Annotated in this window: 22 protein-coding genes; 14 read left to right on the top strand and 8 right to left on the bottom strand. The window is 55.5% G+C overall.

Annotated elements, in window-relative coordinates; translation table 11 throughout:
- Nucleotides 1–47 precede the first annotated feature (47 nt).
- Nucleotides 48–965 (top strand): hypothetical protein, encoded by a 918-nt coding sequence (locus Q0915_RS01555; protein WP_299472641.1) that lies wholly within the window; start codon nt 48–50, stop codon nt 963–965.
- Nucleotides 966–992: 27 nt separating this feature from the next.
- On the opposite strand, the gene Q0915_RS01550 is transcribed toward Q0915_RS01555, so the two are convergent.
- Genes Q0915_RS01550 through Q0915_RS01540 form a run of 3 tightly spaced genes read right to left on the bottom strand, consistent with a single transcriptional unit; the run spans nt 993 to nt 2,608 of the window.
- Nucleotides 993–1,181: a hypothetical protein gene (locus tag Q0915_RS01550; RefSeq protein WP_299472640.1), complete on the bottom strand. Its 189-nt coding sequence runs from the start codon at nt 1,179–1,181 to the stop codon at nt 993–995.
- Between the two features lie 16 nt (nt 1,182–1,197).
- Nucleotides 1,198–2,328, bottom strand: a complete 1,131-nt coding sequence (locus tag Q0915_RS01545; RefSeq protein WP_299472639.1) for a WD40 repeat domain-containing protein — start codon at nt 2,326–2,328, stop codon at nt 1,198–1,200.
- Nucleotides 2,321–2,608, bottom strand: coding sequence for a hypothetical protein (locus tag Q0915_RS01540; RefSeq protein WP_299472638.1), 288 nt, complete (start codon nt 2,606–2,608; stop codon nt 2,321–2,323). The genes Q0915_RS01545 and Q0915_RS01540 overlap by 8 nt, the downstream gene beginning before the upstream one ends.
- 54 nt (nt 2,609–2,662) lie before the next feature.
- Between Q0915_RS01540 and Q0915_RS01535 the strand changes: the two genes are divergently transcribed.
- Nucleotides 2,663–2,932: a hypothetical protein gene (locus Q0915_RS01535; RefSeq protein ID WP_299472637.1), complete on the top strand. Its 270-nt coding sequence runs from the start codon at nt 2,663–2,665 to the stop codon at nt 2,930–2,932.
- A gap of 597 nt (nt 2,933–3,529) precedes the next feature.
- Here the strand turns inward: Q0915_RS01535 and Q0915_RS01530 are convergent.
- The 3 genes from Q0915_RS01530 to Q0915_RS01520 form a co-directional block, all read right to left on the bottom strand.
- Complete coding sequence (locus Q0915_RS01530; RefSeq protein ID WP_299472636.1) at nt 3,530–5,041, bottom strand: PAS domain-containing protein; 1,512 nt, start codon at nt 5,039–5,041, stop codon at nt 3,530–3,532.
- Nucleotides 5,042–5,584: 543 nt separating this feature from the next.
- A complete protein-coding gene (locus tag Q0915_RS01525; RefSeq protein ID WP_299472635.1) occupies nt 5,585–6,508 on the bottom strand; it encodes a 2-dehydro-3-deoxygalactonokinase in 924 nt (307 codons plus the stop codon).
- 49 nt (nt 6,509–6,557) lie between these two features.
- The gene (locus tag Q0915_RS01520; RefSeq protein WP_299472634.1) at nt 6,558–7,523 is read right to left on the bottom strand and encodes a formylglycine-generating enzyme family protein; all 966 of its coding nucleotides are present in this window, start codon (nt 7,521–7,523) and stop codon (nt 6,558–6,560) included.
- Between the two features lie 144 nt (nt 7,524–7,667).
- Between Q0915_RS01520 and Q0915_RS01515 the strand changes: the two genes are divergently transcribed.
- From Q0915_RS01515 to Q0915_RS01480, 8 genes are all read left to right on the top strand, one after another.
- Nucleotides 7,668–9,146 carry a sulfatase-like hydrolase/transferase gene (locus tag Q0915_RS01515; protein WP_299472633.1) on the top strand — a complete coding sequence of 493 codons (1,479 nt, stop codon included), beginning with the start codon at nt 7,668–7,670 and terminating at the stop codon, nt 9,144–9,146.
- 65 nt (nt 9,147–9,211) lie between these two features.
- Complete coding sequence (locus Q0915_RS01510; RefSeq protein ID WP_299472632.1) at nt 9,212–10,198, top strand: tripartite tricarboxylate transporter substrate binding protein; 987 nt, start codon at nt 9,212–9,214, stop codon at nt 10,196–10,198.
- 63 nt (nt 10,199–10,261) lie between these two features.
- The gene (locus Q0915_RS01505) at nt 10,262–10,762 is read left to right on the top strand and encodes a tripartite tricarboxylate transporter TctB family protein (protein WP_299472631.1); all 501 of its coding nucleotides are present in this window, start codon (nt 10,262–10,264) and stop codon (nt 10,760–10,762) included.
- Nucleotides 10,763–10,779: 17 nt separating this feature from the next.
- Complete coding sequence (locus tag Q0915_RS01500; protein ID WP_299472630.1) at nt 10,780–12,270, top strand: tripartite tricarboxylate transporter permease; 1,491 nt, start codon at nt 10,780–10,782, stop codon at nt 12,268–12,270.
- Between the two features lie 39 nt (nt 12,271–12,309).
- Nucleotides 12,310–13,791 (top strand): sulfatase-like hydrolase/transferase, encoded by a 1,482-nt coding sequence (locus Q0915_RS01495; protein WP_299472629.1) that lies wholly within the window; start codon nt 12,310–12,312, stop codon nt 13,789–13,791.
- Between the two features lie 13 nt (nt 13,792–13,804).
- Nucleotides 13,805–14,494, top strand: a complete 690-nt coding sequence (locus tag Q0915_RS01490; protein ID WP_299472628.1) for a DsbA family protein — start codon at nt 13,805–13,807, stop codon at nt 14,492–14,494.
- 92 nt (nt 14,495–14,586) lie between these two features.
- Complete coding sequence (locus Q0915_RS01485; protein ID WP_299472627.1) at nt 14,587–16,257, top strand: thiamine pyrophosphate-binding protein; 1,671 nt, start codon at nt 14,587–14,589, stop codon at nt 16,255–16,257.
- 1 nt (nt 16,258) lies between these two features.
- Complete coding sequence (locus Q0915_RS01480; RefSeq protein WP_299472626.1) at nt 16,259–17,209, top strand: 3-hydroxyacyl-CoA dehydrogenase family protein; 951 nt, start codon at nt 16,259–16,261, stop codon at nt 17,207–17,209.
- An 11-nt stretch (nt 17,210–17,220) separates the two neighbouring features.
- On the opposite strand, the gene Q0915_RS01475 is transcribed toward Q0915_RS01480, so the two are convergent.
- Together Q0915_RS01475 and Q0915_RS01470 are read right to left on the bottom strand one after the other, a co-directional pair.
- Nucleotides 17,221–17,898 (bottom strand): GntR family transcriptional regulator, encoded by a 678-nt coding sequence (locus Q0915_RS01475; protein ID WP_299472625.1) that lies wholly within the window; start codon nt 17,896–17,898, stop codon nt 17,221–17,223.
- Nucleotides 17,899–18,097: 199 nt separating this feature from the next.
- On the bottom strand, nt 18,098–19,024 hold the full coding sequence (locus Q0915_RS01470; protein WP_299472624.1) for a LysR family transcriptional regulator: 927 nt from the start codon (nt 19,022–19,024) through the stop codon (nt 18,098–18,100).
- Between the two features lie 108 nt (nt 19,025–19,132).
- Here Q0915_RS01470 and Q0915_RS01465 point away from each other — a divergent pair, with 108 nt between their 5' ends.
- The 4 genes from Q0915_RS01465 to Q0915_RS01450 all read left to right on the top strand — a co-directional run bounded on the left by Q0915_RS01465 (nt 19,133) and on the right by Q0915_RS01450 (nt 24,268).
- Nucleotides 19,133–20,632, top strand: coding sequence for an extracellular solute-binding protein (locus Q0915_RS01465; RefSeq protein ID WP_299472623.1), 1,500 nt, complete (start codon nt 19,133–19,135; stop codon nt 20,630–20,632).
- Between the two features lie 307 nt (nt 20,633–20,939).
- The gene (locus tag Q0915_RS01460) at nt 20,940–21,863 is read left to right on the top strand and encodes a sugar ABC transporter permease (RefSeq protein WP_299472622.1); all 924 of its coding nucleotides are present in this window, start codon (nt 20,940–20,942) and stop codon (nt 21,861–21,863) included.
- Nucleotides 21,860–22,726 (top strand): carbohydrate ABC transporter permease, encoded by an 867-nt coding sequence (locus Q0915_RS01455; RefSeq protein WP_299472621.1) that lies wholly within the window; start codon nt 21,860–21,862, stop codon nt 22,724–22,726. Before Q0915_RS01460 ends, Q0915_RS01455 begins: the two co-directional genes overlap by 4 nt.
- 6 nt (nt 22,727–22,732) lie before the next feature.
- Nucleotides 22,733–24,268: a sulfatase-like hydrolase/transferase gene (locus Q0915_RS01450; protein WP_299472620.1), complete on the top strand. Its 1,536-nt coding sequence runs from the start codon at nt 22,733–22,735 to the stop codon at nt 24,266–24,268.
- Nucleotides 24,269–24,271 lie beyond the last annotated feature (3 nt).

Raw genomic sequence — 24,271 nt, 5'->3', positions numbered from 1 at the left:
CATCGGCGCCAGATCTGAACGCCATGAGACCCGAGAAAATTTCATTTGTGAGCTGTTATCCGGGAGCGTCGCCTCAACTGATTGCCCGCACACAGCAAATGTGGTCCGCCAGGGGGTTGGATCTTGAACGCATATGGCTTCAGACCATCGGCTCACTGAGAGGGTTTCACGTTGCAGATTTTCCGGAAGAAGATGAAAGCAGCGCACCGATGGATGCGTTTCTTCTTTTTGATCAATCTGTAATCTGGGTCGCAACGCTGAACGCCGCGGCAAATTGTGCGGCATCGTTACCCGAACCCCGGCTTGATCGGGCGCAGTGGTCCAGTCTGCAAGCCGTCACCTTTCGGCTTATGGAGCAACTTGACGCCATTCGAATGCTGTTTCTGGCGGATCTCCTGATCCCCTCCATGCAGATCGCGCGGTCAATTTCCGAAGATGCCGATATGGCGTTGGCGTTCCTGGTCCGACGCCGGCTGGCTCAGCGCTTCACGACCTGCCGAACGACAGAGGAAGCCAACGAGTTCTGGCGACGCCATATTTCTGGGGGGCGCGCCTTCCGGCTCGTCGCGGACCGTCTATATGACGTGGGTCTGGATTTCGGGCAGCAGGGCGATTATTCCGATTGGCGCCGCAACACCCTGGCTATATTGGGAACCGCGACGCATACCTCGTTTGTCAGGCATTCGAGAGCGGAAGACCCCGAAAACGGCTACGGCCTGTTCCGCGATACGCTCGACTGCCTCGAATTCGTAACCCTGCGCATTCAGGAGATGTGCGCTTATTCAAGCGTTTTGCAGGAGCGGCTGTCTAAGGATCTGAAGGGGCTCAGCCGACAACAGCCGCAGTCGCATCGAAATCATTCACTGGCTTCTTCAGCCGCTGCCATCGGCGATATTACGGTCGAGCACTGGCGACGAACGGTCACAAAAGAGCCCTTCGACCTTTCCCTCGCCAAGGATGGCTAGAGTGGTTCAACCTTAGCTGGAACCGCTCTAGTGCCGGCTTTCCGCACTGCCTTTGGTCTCGCCACGGGCGATCCATTGTGCCGCCATCACCAAAGTCCCCATGGCAAAGTCCTTGCCGTGCGCTTCGATCATTTCCTCGGATATCTCCGAGACCCGTTTGAAGAATTCGTCCTTGCTTTCTTCTTCGGGTGTCAGCTCTTTTTTTACGTCCTGCATTTCTTCCTCCTTGATTTTATTTGAACATTTGCTCCGGGAAATTGACAATGCTGCATTCGCCTGCTGCGTTGCCAACGGCCAGATTTTCGCCATCCGGCGACCAGCTCATTGTGATGATTGCGGTGTTTGATGCATTTTTCAGAAGGAGTTCTTCCGGTTCACCTATGCCGGTGAGCGCGATAACGCCGTTTTCAAAACCGGCGGCAACCATGCCCTTCGCTGGATGCGATGCGATGGATTCAAGCAACACGAAACCGGCTTTGCCCGAAGACAAGGGCGTTCCCGGACTTCCGCTTTTGGGCAGATCGTTTTCTTTCCAGCCCACAAGACGGAAGGCTCCCGAGGCGACAAGCGCTGCACCCGCTTCGTTGAATTCGGCTGTCCGGACTTCTGAAGGGAAATTTTCGATACGGTGCGTCGATTTCGCAAGACAGTCGATCGTCAGCACGGCTTTGTCCGCGCACCCGCAAGCCAATTGCGTCGAGTTCGAATTCCAGTTCATCGACACGACTTCACCGGCACATTCCAGGCTCCACAGATTTTGCAGATCGTTCGAAAACTCCAATATCGAGATCGTGCCATTGCCCCAGGCCGCGAGTTTTCCGTTGCCGGCAAAACCGGAAAGACAAGACACAAGGTGATCCAGTTTCACAGATGCCAACGGCGCGTCACCTTCGGTTCCCGTCACGAAAACCTCGTTCCCGCGCGCGAACACAACGCGGCTGCCGGTCTTGTCTCCGTTGAACGCGGTGATCGGACCGCTACCCGACGGTACCCGTTCGATGACAAGCCCGCGCGGCGTTGCCTGGCGCACGGTTCCATCTTTGCAGGCAACCGCAAAACCCTGTGAACCAAAGCGTGCGATGGGAAGATCTGCGAGTGCAGCCGTGTCCAACACGGTCGGCGGAATTGGATCCACGTTTCGCGGACGGATCGTGGTTCTGCCGGTTGCCTCGTCAATAGACGTCCTTTTGCCGGGCGATTCCGCGTCCGAGGTCCGCACAATTGCAAGCTTGCCGGACGCCAACAGGAATGCGGCGAAGTTGCCGTCACGACAAAAAATCGAATGAACTGGTTTATCCTTCAGCGACCAGGACATGGACAACAGATCAAAAGCCGAGAGCCCCTTGGAGGTTTGCTCATTCATGACGCTTCCCCTTCGTATTTGCTTTTTCGATTAGCTTGTCGATTTGCTCGAGCTTCGCGTTGAGGTCATCCAACAAGGCAGCATTGGCATCCAGAGCCGGAGCTGCCGGATTTTGCGGTTTGTCCTCGTCCCGCTCGTCCGATGCGTGCAGGGTCAGAAAGTCCGCGCCACCGGAAAACTGCAAAAGCCGATGGTGTTCGGCGTTAGCAGCTGCCAGTTGCTGAACGACAGACAGACGCTGTCGGAGGAGATCAGTAATTTCCTGCAATTGACCCGGCATCTGCGTCTCCTACATCCTGAGTTGCGTAAGAAATCGGCTCGGGAGGCGAGAAAGATGCAATACACGGCGACCAAACAGTTCATAACTGCACTTGCCAGTGTCGGCAGCGAGATCCTGGGAGACGATCACGCGTTGCTGTCCAGGATAAACTCTGCCGGTCCTGCTCCCGACGCTTGTACTGTCGAGGAAATTCAGAACGCAATCTCCGCCCTTCCGGAGGAGACCTGCGATGCGCTCATGAGCGCGGTTCACAAGCATATGCGAGAAGATATTTCCGCAATCTGGTCGCATCTTCCAAATGCGTCGGACGACCAGCCCAACTAGGGTCAAGTCGCTCGTCCGATGTTGCGCAATTGGGCGTCGCCGGGGACTGATTTTCACTTTCATGGTTATGTCTTGAGGGGAGTGATTTGTATCGCTCCACCCATCCTTCTGTATCCGCGGCCTGATCCTCTTCCGGACGCACCAACCTTGCCGGAGTCGACTTCTTAACTTTTACAGAATTAAAAAGTATAATACGCAGTCTCTAAAAGCAAAAAATATGATAAAATAAATATAACAAAATAAATACCGTAATTTTTATTTACAATACTTCCTTCTCCTTGTAACAAAACATTACATTTTTTGTCCCAGGGGGACGCGGCGGCCGATTTCAGAAACCAAACTCGACTGTCCCCAGCTCCTTATCCGGTCGCGTCTGCACCATTCGATGCGAAACAAAACAGAGATCTGCGGCCTGACGCACGGCCGGTCATTGTTGGCGCAACACGCGAGCCGTTATTGGCTCCAGAAACAATGAAATGACCGGCAACAGTTCAGAGTTCGACAGCGCATCCAGTTTCGCCAGGGAGGCAGGAAAGATCGCCAGCAAGCTGAAGCCCGGGGACTCCAGCAACACCGGCTGCGCCAATCCACAAAAAATCAAATGGCCGAGCTTTCCAGCTGATTGAGGTTTTCCTGGATGTCAGTCGTGGTTCTCTGAATGACGCCAGCAACCGAATTCGTCTGCTCTGAGACTGCCTGTGCGCTTTGGGCTATCTCCTGCGTCGCTTTATTTTGCTGGCTGATCGCATCAGCAATATTGGCAGCAAGCTCTTGTGCCAGGTCAGTCACTTCGGTGATGTTGCGGATAGCTTCGACGGCGCGGCCCGCCTCGCCTTGAATTTCGTTGATCTGACCTGAAATCTCTTTCGTCGCCTGAGCGGATTGACTGGCAAGCTGCTTGACTTCGCTTGCAACGACCGCAAAACCCTTGCCCGCCTCACCGGCCCTCGCGGCCTCGATCGTTGCGTTCAAGGCGAGAAGGTTCGTTTGATCGGCAATGCCGTCAATCAACTTCAATACTTCACCAATTCGCTCGACTGAGGTGCCCAACGCTTCCACGATTTCTGCAGTAACGCTTGCGTTTTTCGACGCCTGGGCCGAAGCCTCTGCCGATTGTTTCACCCGTTCGCTGATATCGGCAATCGATGTTGCAAGTTCCTCCGTTGAGGACGCGATCGTCTGGACGTCCTGCGCGGCATTTGCTGCCGATATCCCGACTTCCTCCGACAACGACCTTGACAGTTCACCGACATTTTCATGCAGTTTCATCTGGCGTTCGGTCTCCATAGCCGTCGTTTTTTGCTCATGAATGTCAATCAATGAACCACAAGCTCTTTCGGCAACGCCCGATGGGCCGCGAGCCACGCCACCAATGGCGCGAAACCAGCGGAACGATCCGTCTTTCATCTTCAACCGATAGGCTACATCGTATCCCGTGTTACCGGTACGATCCGTAAGGCAGGCACCAAAGGCGTTAAACGTGTGCTCAGCATCGTCCGGATGCAGCCGATCGGACCAAGAGGTGACTTGATCCGGAAATCCGGCCTTGTCGTCAGGGGCAAAACCCAAAAGGTGCCGAAATTCGGGTGACCATTGCCAGACGCTTTCCGCCGACATCGGGTCACCCTCGGCCAGCACCGCGTCCCACAAGCCCACCCCTGAATAAATATCAAGGAGTTTGGCCCGCTCTGCTGCGTTCTTCTCGGCATCGACGTCAATCAATGCCCCGCACGCGCGCTCGGCAACGCCGTTCGAACCGCGTGCGACACCTCCAATGGCGCGAAACCAGCGGAAAGCTCCGTCTTTCATTTGCAGTCGATACTCGACGTCATAGCCGATCTTTCCGGTACGATCATTCAGGCAGGCGCTGAATGCCTCAAAGGTCTTGTCAACGTCCTCTTCATGAAGACGATCCGCCCAGGACCCGACAACATCCGGGAACCCGGTTATGTCTTCAGGGTCGAACCCAAGCAAGCGCCTGAATTCGTGTGACCACCGCCACCTGCTGTCAGGCGCCATTGGATCGCCATTGATCAACACCGCATCCCAAAGCCCTACACCGCTGTGCCGGCTCAAAAGATTCCACAATTCTGTAAAATTTTGTGACATTTTTTCTTCTGAATTGTAATTTTTACTTCGAATTGTAAAATTATGTGACACTTTTTCAGAATTAATATTTCTAAATACAGAAATCATGATGAAAATCCTTCCTAATAGGCACCATTCATTCAAAAATATATTTACTTAAAACTTTAATTGTTCGTTTATTTGAAATTTTTTACATAAATATCCCACTTTTACTATGGTGGAGTTTATTCAATATGCCCGGCAAAGAGGGGAAACAGACGCTCCGCTCAACATCGGACAGCCGAAACGCCCGTTCGTTTGTGGGAGCAACCGCACAGTCTCAAAAAATCCGCGAATTCCCGAATGAAAGACGCGTTCTTGAGTGCTTCGGCAACACGTTGTCCTAATGGAACGCCTGCGTGTTTGTTGCCCGCGCTTCGAGTGGCACCAGGCTGTGCCAAGGTGTGGGCGCTGCCGCTCAATAAAGGGCGCAACAACAAAGGCTTTATCTGATTGTTTTTATTGCTGATCCGAAGGAAAGTCCGCGAACCAACTGATGTCTGGAAAATTGCCTGCAAGCGGCAGTCAGGCGAGCAACAAATGGCAGCCCGCGATAAATGCCTCCTCGCCGTCGACGCACGTCGCGCGGCAATCGTGTCGGGCAAAAGCCAAACGGTAGGCCTCGAGCAGCTTTTTTGATCCGGCGACGATCAGGTCCCCGGATTGCGATACCGGTGCGTTTGCCAACGCGGCATCTATTTCCGAACCGATCATGACGCCGGATACGAATGATTTTCGCTCCGCGGCTGTTCTGTGCGGATCGGCGACAAATTCTGCCCGAACGCCAAAGAGCGCTTCCAACAGGACGTCCCTGGACCGCACGCGATCCACGCCGGAAAGAAATGCCGCAACGTCCAGTTCCGCATCTGCGCCTTGAATACAATCTTTGAGAACGCTTCGAGTGCACACAAGGTCGAAGAGTTCTCCGGTCATGAATGTGCGGATTGCCGTGATGCTGCCAGCGTTAATGCCAACCCATTTGCTGTGAGAGCCGGGCAGGCAAATCAACGCATCGCTTTTGTTTTGCAAGGCAATGCTGCCCAATATCTGAACCTCTTCACCGCGCATGATCGATGCGACGCGTCCCGAACCATCAAATGAGGCCAGTCCCGGAACGATTTGAACACTTGTGGCGCCGGTCAGCCGGGCCTGAAAGAGATTGTCGGAGATTGCGGCCGCATCACATGGGGCATTCAGCAGAGGTACGGCGCACCAGCCCAGATCACTTCCCACCATGCCGGCCATCAGGACCCTTGTGACGCCTGCTTCCTCAACCCACTCTCCGATGTTTTCCTGCAAGACCGACTTGCAAGTTCCTGGCGCGATCTTCTTGACGCCCTGATCCGACGCCTTGCGCGCCAGGCAGGTGCCGGCGGCATCCACAAGGTAGGCCCGGAAGCTGCTTGTTCCCCAGTCCACATAGACAGCGTTCTCTGTTGCCTCACTCACCTGGCAACCTCCATTACAACGATACGGGCCCAAGGCTTCGTGGTCGGCATCAACAGCTCCGGTTCTCGTCGTAGACCAGCCGGAAGCCCATGTGGGTGGAAGTTGAATCCGGTGTGTTGGCAGTGCGCGCGGCAATGCGATACCGGAAACAATAGCTTTGGTGGCAAAGAAACGAACCGCCCTTGAGAAGCGCCATGCCCTTCAGCGCCGAAAGCGTGTTATTTGTGTGCGTGTGCCGCATAGGCGCATTGACGAAAGGTTCCGATACCCACTCCCACACGTTGCCAACCATGTTCTTCAGGCCGAAGCCATTGGCATCAAAACTGTCGGACGGTGCCGTTGCTTCATGCCCGTCTTTGGCGGAATTGAAGTTCGGAAATTCACCTTGCCAGATATTGCATGGCAAAAAGCTGTCGTCCGGATCCCTGTTGCCCCACGGATAGCGCACGTCGCCCAGACCACCGCGCGCCGCGTGCTCCCACTCAAGCTCCGTTGGCAAGCGCCCTCCGGCCCAACGCGCAAAGGCAAGTGCATCGTTTTTCGAAACATGTACGACAGGATGGTCTGCCAGGGTGCTTCTTGTATCCGCCGTGCCAAAAATACGCTGCCAGCTAGCCCCCTCCACAACGCGCCACCAGGGCGTATTGGCGACAGCTTGGGTGGGTGGAAAATCATCCGGCAACTGATGATGAAAGACAAAAGACCAGCCGATGCGCTCTGCGTCGGTACGGTAGCCGGTGGCCTCAACAAATCGCGCAAATCGTCCCGTAGTGACGGCAATTGTGTCTACCGCAAATGATTTGACATTGGCGACCCGCAACGGTCCCTCGCAATCAGATGCAACGATCGGAAAATTCGTTCCGATCATAGCCTTTGAAGCCCGAAGCCGTGCAACGCTTCGTTTGCCGCGATCTTCAGCGTTCACGGGAACATCCCAGGCCTGGGTCTCACCGGGCGGCTCATCGCTCTGGCGTTTTGCACAGCAAGACCGGTCTTCTCTCGATTTGACTTCCAAGCTGATCTCCCTCGAGCCCATCGCGCAAACTCCTCAAACAAACCAAAAAAAATAATTTGACATTTTGGACCAACCAATTCAACCTTGAATGCAACAAAATGAATATTTTATGTTCATCAGGCCAATGGAGGAGATTTGGCAGGCATGAGTCTTGGCCCAACCAGCAACCAAAAAGATAAAGAGAGCGCGCCTGAAGAAATTCGGCCGAACATTGTCTTTATAATTACTGATCAACAGCGATTTGATACGATTGCGGCCCATGGCCATGAACATATGGAAACACCGAACCTCGATCGCCTTGCCGAAGAAGGCGTTTCGTTTTCCAACTGCCACATAACCGCCGCCAGCTGCGTTCCGTGCCGGGCGAGCCTGTTCACCGGGTATTACCCGCATGTGAACGGGGTCCTGGAGAACGAGCAACTCTGGCAACATACCTGGGTCGAGAAACTGCGGGACGCCGGCTATACATGTGTCAATGTCGGCAAGATGCACACCAATCCGTTCAATGCGGATGCCGGTTTCAGTGAACGCTACATAGTCGAAAACAAGGATCGATACCTGCAGGGACGCTGGTTTCTGGACGAGTGGGACAAAGCGCTTGCGGCGCATGGCCTGGTGAAGCAGCAGCGCGAGAAATACCGCGAACGCGAGGACTACGGACAGGCGCTAGGCGCTTTTGAGTGGGAACTGCCTGAAGAGCTGCATTCCGATGTTTTTGTCGGCAACTTTGCGAGATGGTGGCTGGACACGAAACCGAAGGCAGAGCCTTTGTTCATGCAGATCGGGTTTCCAGGACCGCATCCGCCTTACGATCCCACGCCCGAATTTGCCGAAAAGTACATGGGCAAGAACAACATTCCGGCCGCCAAGATAAGCGACGCGGACCTTGCCGGGCAGCCATCCTATCTGGAACACAAACGTACGCACGACGCGGAAGTGGATCACGATTCAATCCTTTGGAACCCTGCCCGCTCGGATGAGGACGTTCGCCGGATGCGTGCGTATTACTACGCCAACGTCACGATGATCGACGAGAGCATCGGCAAGTTGATGCAGTCGCTGGAGGAAAATGGCTACATCGACAACACGGTGATCATATTCGTTTCCGACCATGGAGATTGCCTGGGAGACCATGGCGTTTCCCAGAAATGGTCCATGTATGACGTTGTCACCAAAGTTCCTGCGATCGTCTGGGCACCCGGACGCTTCGAAGGCGCGCGCACATTGGACGGGCTCTGCCAGCTATTTGATTTTGGTCCAACCATTCTTGAACTGGCCGGACTTCCCGTCCCCGAAGACTATGAGGCTCAAAGTCTGTTGCCGGCGCTGAAAGGTGACGGCTGGACACCGCGAGAACGCGTTTATTGCGAACAGGCCGGCGATATTGCCCTTACGGGCGCTGACTTCATCACCATGGTACGGGACGACCGTTACAAGCTGGTGCACCTCATGGGTTCACAAGAGGGCCAGCTTTTCGACCTTCAGGCAGACCCGGATGAAATGGTCAATCTCTGGGATTGCGACGCTCACGCTGAAATCAGAACCAAAATGAAAGAGGACATTTTGAACTGGTTGATCGCGAGCAATCACAGGACACGCGACAGGTTCGTGGCAGCCCGATAGCGAAGCGGGAGGAAGTCAGTCACACGCAACAGAAAGCTAACTGGACTAAACTTTGGGAGGAGAAGATGTCACTTTTGAATATAACGCGCAGGGTACTTCTGGGCTTGGCTGTTGCCACGGCGGCAACTCCCGGCTGGCTCGCTTTCGCAACTTCGGAAGCGGCGGCCGAATTTCCTGAAAAGCCGATCAAGGTATATGTCGGTTTCAAACCCGGCGGCCGCACCGACACCATCGCCCGCAAGATATCGCAGTATATCAATGACAATGAGCTGCTTGCTCAGCCCATGGTGATCGTCAACAAGCCGGGCGCTGCGTCAGCAAACGCTGCGCGGGAGGTCCTGGGGGCCGACAAGGATGGTCACACCATCATGCACTGGTCCCATGGCATGCTGATTTCAAATGCACTGGGCGTCAACGAGATACATCCGGAAGATTTCACATCCCTCGGGTTTTCTGGTGGCGGCAGTCCTGTTTGGGCCGTCAGGAGCGATTCTGACATCAAGTCACTCAACGATTTGGTCGCAACACTCAAGGAAGAACCGGAGAGCCTGGTTGAAGCTGTGGGAATTGGCACCGTACCGCATCTGATCGGTGCATGGCTTGCCGATGCTGCCGGGTTCAAAACGCGCCTGATTGGAGCCCCTGGTGGTGCTGACAGGTTGGCCAGACTGATTGGGGGCAATGCGGACATCGCCCTGTTTTCCGCACAGGAATACAAAAAGTTCCAGCCTAACGGCGTCAATGCAGTTGTCTTTTTCGGTGCTGAGCGTCTCGACAACCTGCCGGATGTGCCTACCGCAAAGGAACTCGGCTATGACGTTGTCTGGGCGAACCCGGCCTGGTGGCTCGGTCCAAAGGACATGGACCCGCAAGCGGCTGAAAAACTCTCCGCCGCGATCAGGACCGCCATCGAAAGCGACGAGATGAAGGCGTGGTTCTCGGAAAACTCCCTTGACCCCTACTGGACCGGCGGAGCCGAAGCGACGGATCAGTCCCTCGCCGTTCTGACGACCCTGAAAAAGGTCGCAGAAGACAACAACATCAAGAAATAGGCACAGGTCTTTGCCCGTGGCGCCTTTTGGAGCCGCGGGCGGGTCTTGCGGAGGAACAAAGCTATGTCGGCCAGACAAACGGCGAAGATGGAAATCTTCGTGGGCGGCGCCCTCATACTATTCGGCACTGCAATCTTTTCCGCTGCGGGCAATCTTCCACCGCCAAACTTTGAGCCGCTCGGTTCCGCTGCCCTGCCCCGGATTTTGGCGGTCATCATGGCCGCACTTTGCCTCATCATGATGTTGCGTGGTGTGCGCTCGCTCCGCGAGCCGGTCACGCCGATTGGTGGCCTTCCCGCAAACGACACCGAGGAGCGCGGTTTACCGCCGCAAAGACCATACCTGTCGGCGGCGGTCTTCCTCTCGACAGTGTGTTTTGTCGCCGTCATGGATCTGAAACTGCTGTCGTTCGCACCTGCGGGCGTTGCCTACATGTCGTTCATCCTTTTCTTGATGAACGACATGAACGTGAAGCGCATTCCCGTTTTCGTTGCGTTTTCCGCCGTGCTGGTTCTCTCCAGTTACTGGGTCTTCACCCGGTTCTTCTTTATCGACTTGCCGTAAGAGAGAGGAACGCAGGTATGCAGCCCTTTTTGGATTCCCTGTTGTATCTGGTGCAGCCACTGCCGTTTGCACTTGTGTTCCTGGGAGTTGCGTTGGGTATCGTCGTCGGCGCAATTCCCGGACTGACGACAACGATGCTTATCACGCTCACGCTGCCTCTGACCTTCTTCATGGACAGTGTGAATGCCATCATTTTGCTGATCGGCATGTATGTCGGCGGCATTTCGGGAAGTCAGATTTCCGCGACTCTGCTGCGCATGCCGGGAACGCCATCATCGATCATGACAACCTTCGATGGCTATCCGCTGACGCTGAAGGGGCGTGCCGAACGCGCGCTAGGTCTCGGCATTACCGCGTCCTTTGTCGGCGGCATAGTCTCGTTTCTGTTCCTGGCTGTGCTTGCGCCTCCCTTTTCTCGGCTCGCAGTGACCTTCGGTCCCTGGGAGTACTTCACCATGGTGCTCATGGCATTGGTGATGCTGTCCAGCCTGAGCCAGGGGTCCCTGCTGAAAGGACTGATCGCCGCTTGTTTCGGGATGCTCATTCACATGCCGGGCATCGATCCGTCTGCTGGAATTACCCGGCTAACTTTTGGTTTTGAATCGCTTGAAAGCGGTCTCAGTCTGTTGCCCGTTCTGATCGGAGCGTTCGCGGTCAGTCAGATTTTCAAGGACATCATAAACATCGACATGCGTCCGCCGCGCGCCAAGCTCGGCCGCCAGGGCATGTTGCTCTCATTCGGTGACTGGACTCGTTTCGCACCGAATTTTCTCCGCTCAAGCCTTGTAGGCACTTGGGTGGGGATCCTCCCCGGCATCGGCGCAAACATTGCGTCGATGCTGTCTTATTCCATGGCGCGGAGCGCGTCCAAAGAGCCCGAAAAATTCGGCACGGGACACGAACCCGGTGTGATTGCCGCGGAAACCGCAAACAACGCATCCGTGGGCGGCGCATTGATCCCGCTCATCACGCTTGGCATCCCGGGATCTGTGGTAGACGCCATTCTGATCGGCGCTCTGATCATGCACAATCTGGAACCTGGTCCGCTCCTGTTCATTTCAAACCCCGAAATCGCCTACGGGGTGATAACCGCCTACCTGGTTGGAAACCTGATCATGTTCGCCATCATGATGTTCGCGGTCGTGCACATTGCCAAGATGCTATACGTGCCCAGGTCTTATCTGCTGGCGTCGATACTCCTGTTCTGCGTGATTGGCATATTTGCCGTCGCCAACAGCTTCTTCGATGTGTGGATCATGCTGGCCCTAGGCGTTGTCGGCTTCGTAATGGAGCGTGCAAAAATGCCGCTTGGTCCCTTCGTGATTGGCTTCGTGCTCGCACCTATCGCCGAAGAGCAGTTGCGGTCCGGCCTGATGTCAACGGGAGGCAGTATCGAGCCCCTGTTCACGCGACCGTTTGCGGCTGCGTTTCTTGCCATTTCGGTTCTTTCGCTATGCTGGCCACTGATTCAGGCCTGGCTCAAGCGCCGCAAAGTTGCCTCGGCATAACCGGTATCGACGTTGAATAGGAAAAGCGGGCCGCGTGACATGGCGACAAAACCCAACATACTCTGGTTCTGTGCCGATCAGATGCGATACGATACGATCGCATCGCTCGGGAACCGCGAAATCAGCACGCCGAACATCGACAGGCTTGTGGCAAGCGGAACCGCCTTCGAAAACTGCTATGTCCAGAACCAGATCTGCACCCCCAGCCGGGCAAGTTTTCTGACAGGCCGCTATCCGGCAGCCCATCAGGTCTACCGAAACGGCAACAAACATTTTCCCGCAAGTGAAAAGCTGATCACCAGGACCTTTGCTGAAGAAGGTTACGATTGCGGACTTGTCGGTAAACTGCATCTGTCGACAGCCGCCCATCTGGAAGTGAGACCTGATGACGGCTACAGGCATTTCGAATGGTGCCAGAATCCTAGCTGGGAACGCGTGCCTCAAAGCAACGCATACTGGAACTGGCTGAGAAACAAGGGGGTCGATCCCGCCAGGCTGTTCGCCGATGCCAGGCAATACCTGCGCGCCGGGCCTAGGCCGGAGCTGCATCAGGCAAGCTGGATGGCAGAACGGGCAATCTCATTCATTGACGAAGAACGGAGCTGCCCCTGGCTTTTGAGCCTGAACCCGTTCGACCCCCATCCGCCGTTCGATCCGCCGCAAAAGTACCTTGACCGCTACGGCGACGGAGAACGTCTTTCACCCCCGCTCTTCCGCCAATCAGACATTGAACATCAGGCGCGCTTTTTCGATGTCAGAACACAAAAGCGCGTTGCCGTGAACCCGATCCTCACCGCCGAGGAAAAGAGATCATTGGACATCGAGGAAGGCGACATTCGCGGATCCAAGCCACCCGAACGATTTGACGGCAAGAGAGTGAAAGCTGCCTACTACGCCATGATTGAAAACCTGGATGCCGCATTCGGGCGCATTCTGGAGCACCTGGAAAAGACCGGGGCAATTGACAATACGGTCATCATCTTCACGAGCGATCATGGCGAAATGCTCGGTGACCACGGGCTCATTTATAAAGGGTGCCGTTTCTTCGAAGGTCTCGTTCGCGTTCCTCTCATCATCGCCGGCAAGGGGGTGCGCAAGGGGCACCGATCCAAGGCGATGGTCGAAACGATCGACATCGCGCCAACGTTACTCGAACTGGCGGGAGTGGACATCCCGCCGGCTGTTCAGGGCAAGACGCTCAGCCCGATTTTGACAGGCAAATCCACTTCGGACGCTCACAAGGAATGCGTGGCAACCGATTTCAACGACTCGCTCGGAAATAGTGCTGTCACACACTATACGCAGGCAAGCATGACTTGCGACGGTCGTTACAAGCTGGCGGTTTACCACTCACACCCGGGCCTCGGTGAGCTTTTCGACCTTCATGAAGATCCGCACGAATTTATCTGCAGATGGAAAGATCCGGCCTTCGCGGCCCTGAAGTCGGATTTGCTCGCCCGACACCTTGATCGCATGATGGGCACCATTCCGGCAGGTCCTGAGCGGGTGGCACCGGCGTAGGGGACAATCGAAAGTGCCCCAAACACTGACCTTCTTCGCGACGCTCAGATCGCCCTATTCCTATCTTGCGACCGAGCGGCTCGCCAGGATCGTTGAAAAAAGCAGCATCGTCCTCGATTTTCGTCCCGTCTACCCGCTTGCGGTCCGGGCTCCGGAGTTTTTCAGCAAAGGGAACCCTGGATTACTTCGCTTTCTGCGTCGCGACGCGGAAAGAGTAGCGGCCATGAATGAAATCCCGTTCGCATGGCCCGACCCCGATCCCATAGTGCAGGACCTGGAAACCGGCGAGATCGCGCGGCACCAGCCGCATATCTTTCAGTTGACGCGCTTATGCGCGGCCGCCTGCAGAAGCGGAGCTGGCTTTAACCTCTATCGCAGCCTGTCGTCCTTGCTTTTTTCCGGCTTTGCCGGATGGCACACGGGCAACCATCTGGCTGAGGCGGTCTCCCGGGCTGGGCTTGACCATTCAATGCTGGAGCAACTGGTGCAACGTGCTCCAGATGAGTTGGATCTGGATCTCAACCGAAATGCCGAGCTTCAAAAATCGCTCGGACACTGGGGGACACCATTGATCCACGTTGCCGGAGAGACGTTTTTTGGACAGGACCGACTTGAGATGTGTGTCTGGCACATGAAGCGGCAGGGGCTCCTGGCTAACGATACCGATCGATCGTTCCCATCAGGACCAGATAATCAGAAATGATAATTTGGTTAGACCAATTTTATGAAGTATGTATAATGGACCGACCAATTTCACCGCTATGGTGACAATCACTCAACGGATCGGAACGAACAATGCAAAGGACAGGCGCAGATATCATTGCGGACGTAATTGACGTTCAGGAGGGTGTGGATCACGTTTTCTTTGTCGATGCGGTCCTTCGGCACACGTTGATCGAACTCGAAAGACGCGGTGTGAAACGTATCCTGGCGCACAGTGAAAAAGCAGCAGCCTATATGGCAGATGGCTACGCGCGAGCCAGCGGGAAAACGGGATTTTGCTTGGCACAGGCCGTCGGTGCCGCCAACCTTGCCGCCGGCTTGCAGGACGCCTATCTCGACCGGGTACCGGTTGTCGCCATGACTGGGCGCAAGGCGGATACGCATCAGCACCGAAATGCGTATCAGGAAGTGGCGCACGCACCGCTCTACCGGTCGGTGACCAAGTTCTCCGGTGAGGTGCGCACCGTTGATCAGCTTCCTCGACTTCTCGGCCATACGCTACGTGCTACCAAGACCGGAACCAGGCGGCCTGTTCATCTCGACCTTGATGGTCTAAAGGGCGACCGGGTTGAAGAAGCACCCTATGACGGCCGCCCGGGGGATGTCGCCTTTTCCAGCTCCGGTGCCACTTTGAACAATGCGGCTCATCCGGAAGATGTGACCAGAGCGGCGTCGTTGCTGGAAGCAGCGAAAAGGCCCATGCTGGTCTGCGGGGTTACCAGTCTCTACGAGCGTGCTGGCGATGCGATCAAGGTCTTGGCCGAAAAGCACTCGATGCCGGTCGCCACATCCGTCGGCGGCCGCTCGGTGATTGAAACGAGCCATCCGAACCATTTCGGCGTCGTCGGTACATATTCGGCGCCATACGCCAATCGTCTGCTGAACGAAGCGGATCTTGTCATTTATCTCGGCTGTCACGGCGGTGACCAGATCAGTTCCGACTGGACCATCCCCGGTCCTGAGACGCAGGTTATTCAGATCGATGCCGATCCGGTCGAGCTTGGACGCGGACATCCAAACACCTGCGGATTGGCCGGTGACCTTACCCTCAACTGTCTTGCCCTGGCCAAGGAAAGCAGGATCACCCATGACCGCAAGATCTGGCTGAAGACCTGTACAGATGCGGCACGCACCTGGCTGGAAAACGCGATCATCCGCAGCAAGGAGCTGACCGGACTTATCCCTGCTGAACGCCTCGCCCACGAAGTTGGCAGGGCGCTTCCGGACAATGGCATTCTGGTTGCCGACACCGGGTTTTCAGCTACATGGACGGCGCAGCTAACCGAATTTGCACACCCGGGCCAGACCTATCTGCGCGCCGCAGGATCCTTGGGGTGGGCGTTTCCGGCTGCGATTGGCGCACAATGCGGCGCGCTGGACCGCCCGGTTGTGTGTTTTTCGGGCGATGGTGCATTCTACTATCACATGGGCGAGTTGGAGACCCTGAAACGCTGGAACCTTCCGCTTGTCACGGTCATCAACAACAACTCGGCACTCGGACAAGGCCTGCGAAGTGTGAAGAAGCTCTACGAGAACCTGGATGGCTCGATGGGGGATCTGGTTGAATTCCATCCAACCAATTTTGCCGACCTCGCAAAGGTTTTCGGCATTGACGGATATCGCGTTGAGAAGGCGGAAGACATTGCCGAAAGTGTCAAAGCCGCCCTGGCAAATCGTCGCCCGGCAATCATCGATGTTGTCACGGACCCCGACAGCAATCCGGAACCGGCCTGGAAGGTATGACATGACAGCTTATGACAAGGTAACGATCGTCGGCGCAGGCCTTCTTGGTCACGCACTCGGGCTTGTGCACGCTCTCGGCGGATGCAACGTCGTATTGCAGGACATCTCAGAGGAGCGCCTGGCATGGGCGAAAAATCGCTTGCCTGCCCTGCTGGACGACCTTGTCGCATACGGCCTGGTTGAAACCGAAACGGCAGAGGCCGCGCTTTCCCGCATCGGCACGAACGCAGACCTTCGCGAAGCAGTTGCGGATGCGGATCTCGTGGTCGAAGCAATCATTGAAGATGCGGAAGCCAAGCAGCGCCTCTACTCAGATCTAGAACCCATGCTTCACGAGGGCGCCGTGCTCGCCAGCAATACGTCGTTCCTGGATGTCTTCCCGCTTGTGCCCCGTTCCCTGCGCCCTCGTTCCCTCATCGTGCATTGGTACACGCCGCCCTACCTGATCGATCTTGTTGACGTTGTGCCTTCGCCCGAGGCCGGTCAGGAGGTCGCGAACAAGATGGTTGGATTCTTGCGTGACATCGGGAAAAAACCGGTGTTACTCAAGAAATTCGTTCCAGGCTATATTGCCAACAACATCCAGATGGCGATTGAAAGCGAAGTGTTCCGGCTGCTGGATGAAGGTGTCGCCGAAATCAGCGATATTGATGATGCCTTGCGCTTTGGCCTGTCGCAGCGCCTCAGTCTCATGGGACAGTTCAAAAAGATTGACTACACCGGACTGCAGGTTGTTCGCGACATTCACGCAACGGGGCTATATACACCGCCGCGCAAACCGACAGGGACACCGGTTCTGGATGAAAGACTGGCGCGCGGAAGCAGCGGTGTCATGGCCGGCAGCGGTTTTTATGACTATGGCGATACGGACGCGCAGGAGCTGTTCAGACGAAGAGACAGCAAACTCGCCCGTTTGAAACTGCTTCTGTCAGAATTCGAAGACGATCTCTGACCGGGGCGCGGTCAATAGCTCAGGAATCTGGCGATCATCCAGTCGATGTGATGCTGCATCGCCGTGCGCGCCGCCTGCGGCCGCCGCGATGTAAGCGCGTCGGTGATCTCCTGATTGTTGTCGACGACCTTCAGGCGGTTCTTGTGGGACCTTGTTCCGCGATACCACCCTTCCCACAATTTGCCGCTCTTTTGCTCCCAGAGATAGTCGAGCAATTCGGGGAACAAGCTGTTTTCCGAAGCATGTGCAATACTCATGTGAAAGGCACGTGTTGCCTGATGGAACTCCGGTGTATCGTCCGGGGGGACATCAGCGTTGGCCTGGTTGGCCTCCACAATACGCGACAGACTTTGTTCGGAAGCATTCAAGGCTACAAGAAAACAGGCCTCGCCCTCGATAAGCCTGCGCATTTGCAGAACTTCATAAGGACCCGGCGTACTTTTGATCGCCTGCAGAAGTGAAATGTCGTCGTTCTGATTGGGCATGACATACGCACCGGACCGGTCGCGGATCTCAATCAGCCGTGCTGCTTCAAGTGCAAGCAATGCTTCGCGCACGGTAGTTCTGCTTACATCAAAAAGTGCGGCCAGTTCCCGTTCAGCAGGAAGCCGGCTCAGCGGCTTGTACTCGCCACTCTCAATCTTGTCTTTGATCAGTGAAAGAACCCGCTCGTACGTTCGCTGAACCATGTGCGTTCCGATTATTTTTGCTCCAGAATCCCGTTCTAACAGTTCAAGCAAAAATTACATCCTTCAATTCCAGCCTGATTGGTTCAGATTGCCGCCAACCGGGCAAAGGTCCGCTGTGCCGCCAAGCAGCATGCGGCCTGTCTGCTTTTTTGCAAACCGCATATCCGATGTCAGAAGGGCACGTCCTGAGGAGCTTTCGTCAAGACGGGCCAAGCTCCCAATTCGAAAAAGAAGATACCTGGGCCTCGGCAATTTCAAGTAGCATCCGCATGGCACGATTGGCCTCAAGACTGCGCCTGTAAATCGGGCCCGAGGCATACCGGATTGCAGGCAGATCGGTTGAGACCACTTTCAACCCCTCCCCGTTTGCGGAATTCAGGAAGCTGCTGGGTAGGACGGCGAGGTAGTCACCCTGTCTCAGCAACTCCAGCGCGGTGAGCATGGAGTCACATTGAAGGCTCGCACCGATGCTGACTTCACTGGTGTCTTCCAGCATTGTGTTGATCGTGTCGAGATAAGCAATCTCGCTTTGGTAAGACAGCCACATTTGCTCGATCAGATCTTCTGCCCGAACGCTACGCTTATGGATCGGATGATCCTGGTGGGCGACAATGACAAGCTTCGCGCTGAAGAGCGGTTTGCGAACAAGGAACGACGGCAACGACTCACGACGCTGAAACCCGCCGAAGAAAACGTCGAACTCCCCCTCTTTCAACCCCATGACGGCTTCGCTGTAGTTTGCGGATTTCAGCTTGATCAGCAGCTTGGGATAAATCCTGTGCACTCTGGCGACCGCAGACGGCAAGATGGTCGTCATCCAGACCGGAGCAGCGGCGATACGCAACTGGCCCTGTTCGCCGTCTTGCAGAGCGCGCAGCTCGGCCTCTGCAAGCTGATGCTCGCGCAGAAGATGACGGGCATGAGCGTGAACCAGTTTCCCCAATGCCGTCAGATGCATGCCCCTGTCACGACGCTCGAACAGCGCGCCTCCGGCTGCCGTTTCAAGAAGTTTGAGGCTGCGTGTGAGTGCCGGTTGCGTCACCCCAACCGTTTCGGCCGCCGCACGCATGTTGCTCGTTTCAACGATTGCAACAAGCCGGCGCAAAGATTCGGGATCATAGGTCATTGATCAACTTTTTTAATCAAAAAGAAGAAAATTTTCAAATGCGTTATCATTTCAAACGCTCTACCTTGCTCAAAATCCTGATGCATTGCATCGATTGGGAGGGAAATCATGGGTTTTAATCGTCTTTCACGTCGTTCATTTCTGGCCGGCGCAGGTGCGGCAGCAGCAACGTTCGGATCTGGCGTGTCCTTCGCGCAAACGGTACCTGCACCGTTGAATGATGTGCCCAACGGGGCAACGTTTCGCTGGATCGACAGTGGCGATCAGAAGGCGGTCTTCTTCAAGAAATTCTTTGCGGACTATGCAAAAGCGCGGGAAATCGACATCATCTACGACCCGCTGCCCTGGAATGAAATCGCCAAAGTGGTTCCGCTCGGGGTACGCAACAACACGGCTCACGACGTTTTCGTGCTGCCTCGAAACTTCAGCCTGGCCGATGCCGTCAGCCAGGGTTGGGTTCAACCCTATGATGAGTTCATCCCGAATATCGATGAATGGAAGGCCGGGTTCCCGGCTGGAGCCTTTTTGCCCGGCATCAACGAGTTTGACGGCAAGACCTACGGATTGCCATTTACATCCAACAAGCGTTACGCATCGCACCTGCTTTACAATAAGGCCTATATGGAGGCAGCCGGGTACGATCCAGAATCGAAACCGCTGACACATGCGCAATTCAGGGAAGCTGCGCGCAAGATCACGGAAGCCGGTCAGGGCCGTTACTTCGGATTTATCATCGGTGGCTCACAGCTCAACCGTTGGGCTGATGTTGTACGCAACATTGGCAGGATTGGAGGCGCAAGTGCAGGCGGCGATGGCATTCTGGATGCAGACATCGATCTGCGGACAGGTGAATATGTCTTTGACAGCGACGAGTACATTGCGGCGATCGAATTACTGCTTGCCATGCAGTCCGATGGAAGCATGTTCCCCGGCCTCATGAACTTGAATGCCCCTCAGGCCAGGGCATATATGCCGCAAGGCGCCGCCGGTATGATCCTCCAGGGACCGTGGAACATTCCGTCGTGGGAAGCCCAGAACCCCGAATTCGATTTCGGCCTGTCTTCCGCACCGGTTCCGGAAAGCGGCGAACAGGGCAAACTGACAATCAGCCAGGGTGGGGCAAAACCCAACACGATCAGTTTATGGTCGGGCTCGCAAAACGGCGCGATCGCCGGAGAGATATTCCATTATCTTGGCACACTGGAAGGCCAGGTAGAGTGGGCCAATGTTGTTGGCGCCGGCGATCCGCCGATCATGCCGGAGGCTGTCGCCAAGGCTGAAATGTCGCCGCGGTCAAAACAGATCCTCAACCTGTTCAATGACCAGATTCGTGTCGGCCCCAACCCGCTGGTGCGCAATGGCGATCTGTCCAAGGTGGTCGCCTCCTATGTCGCGCCGGACGTGAACTTCGCCCGCACCGTGCAAGGTCTTGTTGCCGGCCAGCTTTCAGGCCCGAAAGAACAGATGGTGGCGCTCAAGGACCGCTACAATACGGCGCTGGACGCAGCCTTTGCCAAGGCAAAAGCGGACGGAGCCGAAGTTGACCGGTCTGAGCTTGTTTTCTCCAATTGGAACCCCGAAGCCGATTTTGGTGCGGCTGACTACTGAAGACGGTTTCCAATCGGGGGTCGCTCCCCACAAGCGGCCCCTTTTCCGTTGTCTCGCATGAGCCACGGTTTCGCTATTCATGCGGGGTTTTGTGGTGTTCAAACGCACTGCCACCAGACGCGTGCCGCTACTGCCCGCGCAACCGAACAGTGATTGTCAGACAATGCATAACGGACCGGACCACCGCTTGCGGAAGTATTGAAGGCTTGTGCAAATGTACAAACAAACTCAAAGCGCACGTCTCATTCAACCTTTAGACAGACTAACCTGTTCACATGCTTCAACCGGCCACAGCACAAGCAACCTCATGAACATACTCGGTACGCTCCGGACCTACCGCTTCCATTACCTTATGATGCTACCGGGTCTGGTACTCGCGGGTATGTTCGTCTTTTACCCGATTTTCGCCGCCGTGTTTTACGCAATGCATGACTGGACCGGGTTTACGGCAACGAAGATCTTCGTCGGTTTTGGAAACTTCACAAAGCTGTTTCAGGACCCGATTTTCTGGAATGCCTTCGGCCGATCCCTGTTGTTTCTGGCTGGAACTGTCCCCCTGCAGATGACGATTTCTCTCGTACTGGCGATGGTTCTGAACATGCAGCTGCTCAAACTGTCGACCTTCTTCCGCACGATGATTTTCCTGCCTGTGGTAACGCCTGTCGCCGTGATCGGCATTGTCTGGACCTTTCTGCTCAGTCCGTTCAACGGCCCCGTGAACGGGCTTCTCCTGGATCTGGGACTGACGAGCCGGCCGATCGATTTTCTCGGGTCCACCGAAACGGTGATGCCGTCTGTTATCGGTGTCTATATCTGGAAATGGCTGGGCATCACTCTGATCTATTGGCTGGCCGCGCTACAGACAGTCCCCGATGATGTCTACGATGCCGCCCGCCTCGACAACTGCAGAGGATACCGTCTTGCGATCCACGTAGTCCTGCCGATCATCAAGCCATTTGCGCTGGCAATCCTTCTGATTTCATCAGTGGCCGCTTTGAACGTGTTTCCGCTGATCATGTCGATGACAAACGGCGGTCCGTTCTTCGGCTCGGAAGTTATGGAGATTTTCATATACCGTAACGCGTTTGCTGCAGACGATGGCAGCATCCCTCAGCTCGGCTACGCTGCCGCTGCAGGGGTACTCTTCGGCGCCGTTCTACTATCCCTGACGATTTTGCAGGCGCTCGCAACCAGGCGCGCCCGCAAGTCCAATGCGGGAGGTGCAATGTGATCGGGCTTTTGTCACCCAAGCGGATCATGTTTGGCGATCATGCTCCAACAGCGAAAATAGCTCTGACGTCAGCCATTCTCGCATTCTTGTGCCTTATCTGGATCTACCCGTTTCTGTGGATGGTTTCGACGTCTCTGAAGTCGAACATGGAGATGTTTGCCAATCCCGGACTGATCCCGCAGGAACTCATGCTGGACAACTACAGACGTGCCTGGGTCGAAGCGAATATGGGACGGTATTTCTTCAATACGCTCATCGTAACGGCGGGTTCCGTCTTTCTCGTGACCATAAGCACGGCGATGCTCGGATACGTGCTCGGCCGTTACAGTTTTCCTGGCCGCAAAGTCTTTTTCGTCGCGTTTGTGGCAACCGTCTTCATACCGCAGGGTTTCACCATCATACCCGTCTTCGAACTGCTCAGCATGATGGGATTGTCGGCAAATCTCTTCGGTCTGACGCTGGCGACATCAGGCCACGCGATGGTCGTGTTTGTCGTTCTTTTCGCCGGGTATTTCAGCCAATTGCCGAAAGAGCTGGAAGAAGCCGCGCGTGTCGAAGGCGTCAGCTTTTTCAAGATTTTCTGGTACGTGATGTTGCCACTTGCGCGGCCCATGGTGGTCACGGTCATCATCATGCAGGTGCTTCACGCATGGAATGATTTTCTGCTGCCGCTGGTGATCACTCTTGCCAATCCGGCAATTCGAACGCTGTCGGTCGGCATATATGCGTTCAAGGGTGAGCAGTCCATCGACTGGACTGGCATGTCGGCGGCCGCAACGATCTCGATCGTCCCTGTTGTGATCCTCTTTATCCTTCTTCAACGCTACTTCATAAACGGCCTTGCCGGTGCCGTTAAAGGGTGAGGCAAATTGACCAAACGCACCAACATCCTACTCATTACGACCGATCAGCAACACTTCAGCGCGCTCGGTGCCGTTAATCCGAAGATCAAGACGCCGAACCTCGACCGCCTATGCAAATCCGGCACGCGTTTTGACAAGGCTTACTGCCCCGCTCCCACCTGCACGCCTTCAAGGTCAAGCATTATCACCGGCCTTTATCCTTCCCAGCACGGCGCCTGGACCATCGGGTGCAGACTGGATGAGAATATTCCCACGGTCGGAAGTCTCCTGTCGAAGGCCGGCTACGCGACCGGATTGATCGGCAAGGCACATTTTCAGCCGCTTGCGGGTGACAGCCTGGAAAAGCAGCCCACTTTGCGTGACCTGCCCTTCTGGCGGGATTTCAATGGCCCCTACTATGGCTTTGAACATGTGGAACTGGTGCGCAATCACACCGATGAAAGCCATGTCGGTCAGCACTATGCCGCCTGGTTGGAAGATCAGGGCCTGAGCGATTGGAAAGACTACTTTCAGCCGCTTCCGGGCGAGGCAGCACCAAAGGCTCCCGAGCGTGCACCCGACGCACCCTACTGGGCGCGGAAAGACCGGCACTGGCAGCTGCCTGAAGACCTGCATTATACGCCCTGGATTGGCGAGCGTTCGCTCGCCTTCATCAAGAAGGCACAACAGGACCGAAAGCCATTCTTTCTATGGACGAGTTTTCCCGATCCGCACCCGCCCTACACCGTGCCTGAACCTTGGGCGTCCATGTACGATCCGGCTGATATGGAACCTGGAGAAGTGGTTCCCGGTGAACACGAGCTCAACGCGCCGCATTTCGCAAAGACGCAGGAGAAAAACCCGGATTTTGACGGTTGGCATGAACCGCACGAAGCGCACGGCTGCGACAGCCATCTTTATCCGCAAGAGGACCTCAGGAAAGACATGGCCACGTATTACGGCATGATGAGTTTCCTTGACCGGGAAGTGGGCCGGATCCTGGACTATCTCGACGCCGAGGGTATGACTGAAGACACGCTGATCGTATTCACGACCGACCATGGACACTTTCTGGGTCAACATGGCCTGGTGGCGAAAGGCCCGTTTCACTACGAGGACATGCTGCGGGTTCCGTTCATCGTCAGCTGGCCCTCGTGTGTGCCGTCAGACAGGGTGAGCAATGCGATCCAAAGTCTGCTTGATCTGACACCAACATTTCTCGAAGTTGCAGGCCTTGGGCCCGCACCGGAGCTGCAAGGTGTTTCCCAGCTCTCGACTTGGCAGGAAACCGGACCCCCGGCGAGAAAATTTGCCATATGTGAAAATCGGCATAATCCGGTCATGCCCCACGTTACGACATATGTCGAGGAGCGTTACAAGATCTCGGTTTATCGAACGGAAGAGCATGGGGAATTATTCGATCTTCACATGGACCCCTCCGAAACCAAAAATCTTTGGCACGATCCGGCGAACCAGTCTGTGAAATCACAAATGCTCTTGCGGATGATGCAGGGCGTCCAGAGTTCGGAACCGATGAAATCGGCACGAGTTGCCCAGGCCTGAATG

Origin of the sequence: uncultured Roseibium sp. (assembly GCF_947494555.1) — a bacterium.
Lineage (GTDB): Bacteria > Pseudomonadota > Alphaproteobacteria > Rhizobiales > Stappiaceae > Roseibium.
Note: the sequence above shows the minus strand (reverse complement) of the source record. Positions and strands in the feature narration are given on the sequence as shown.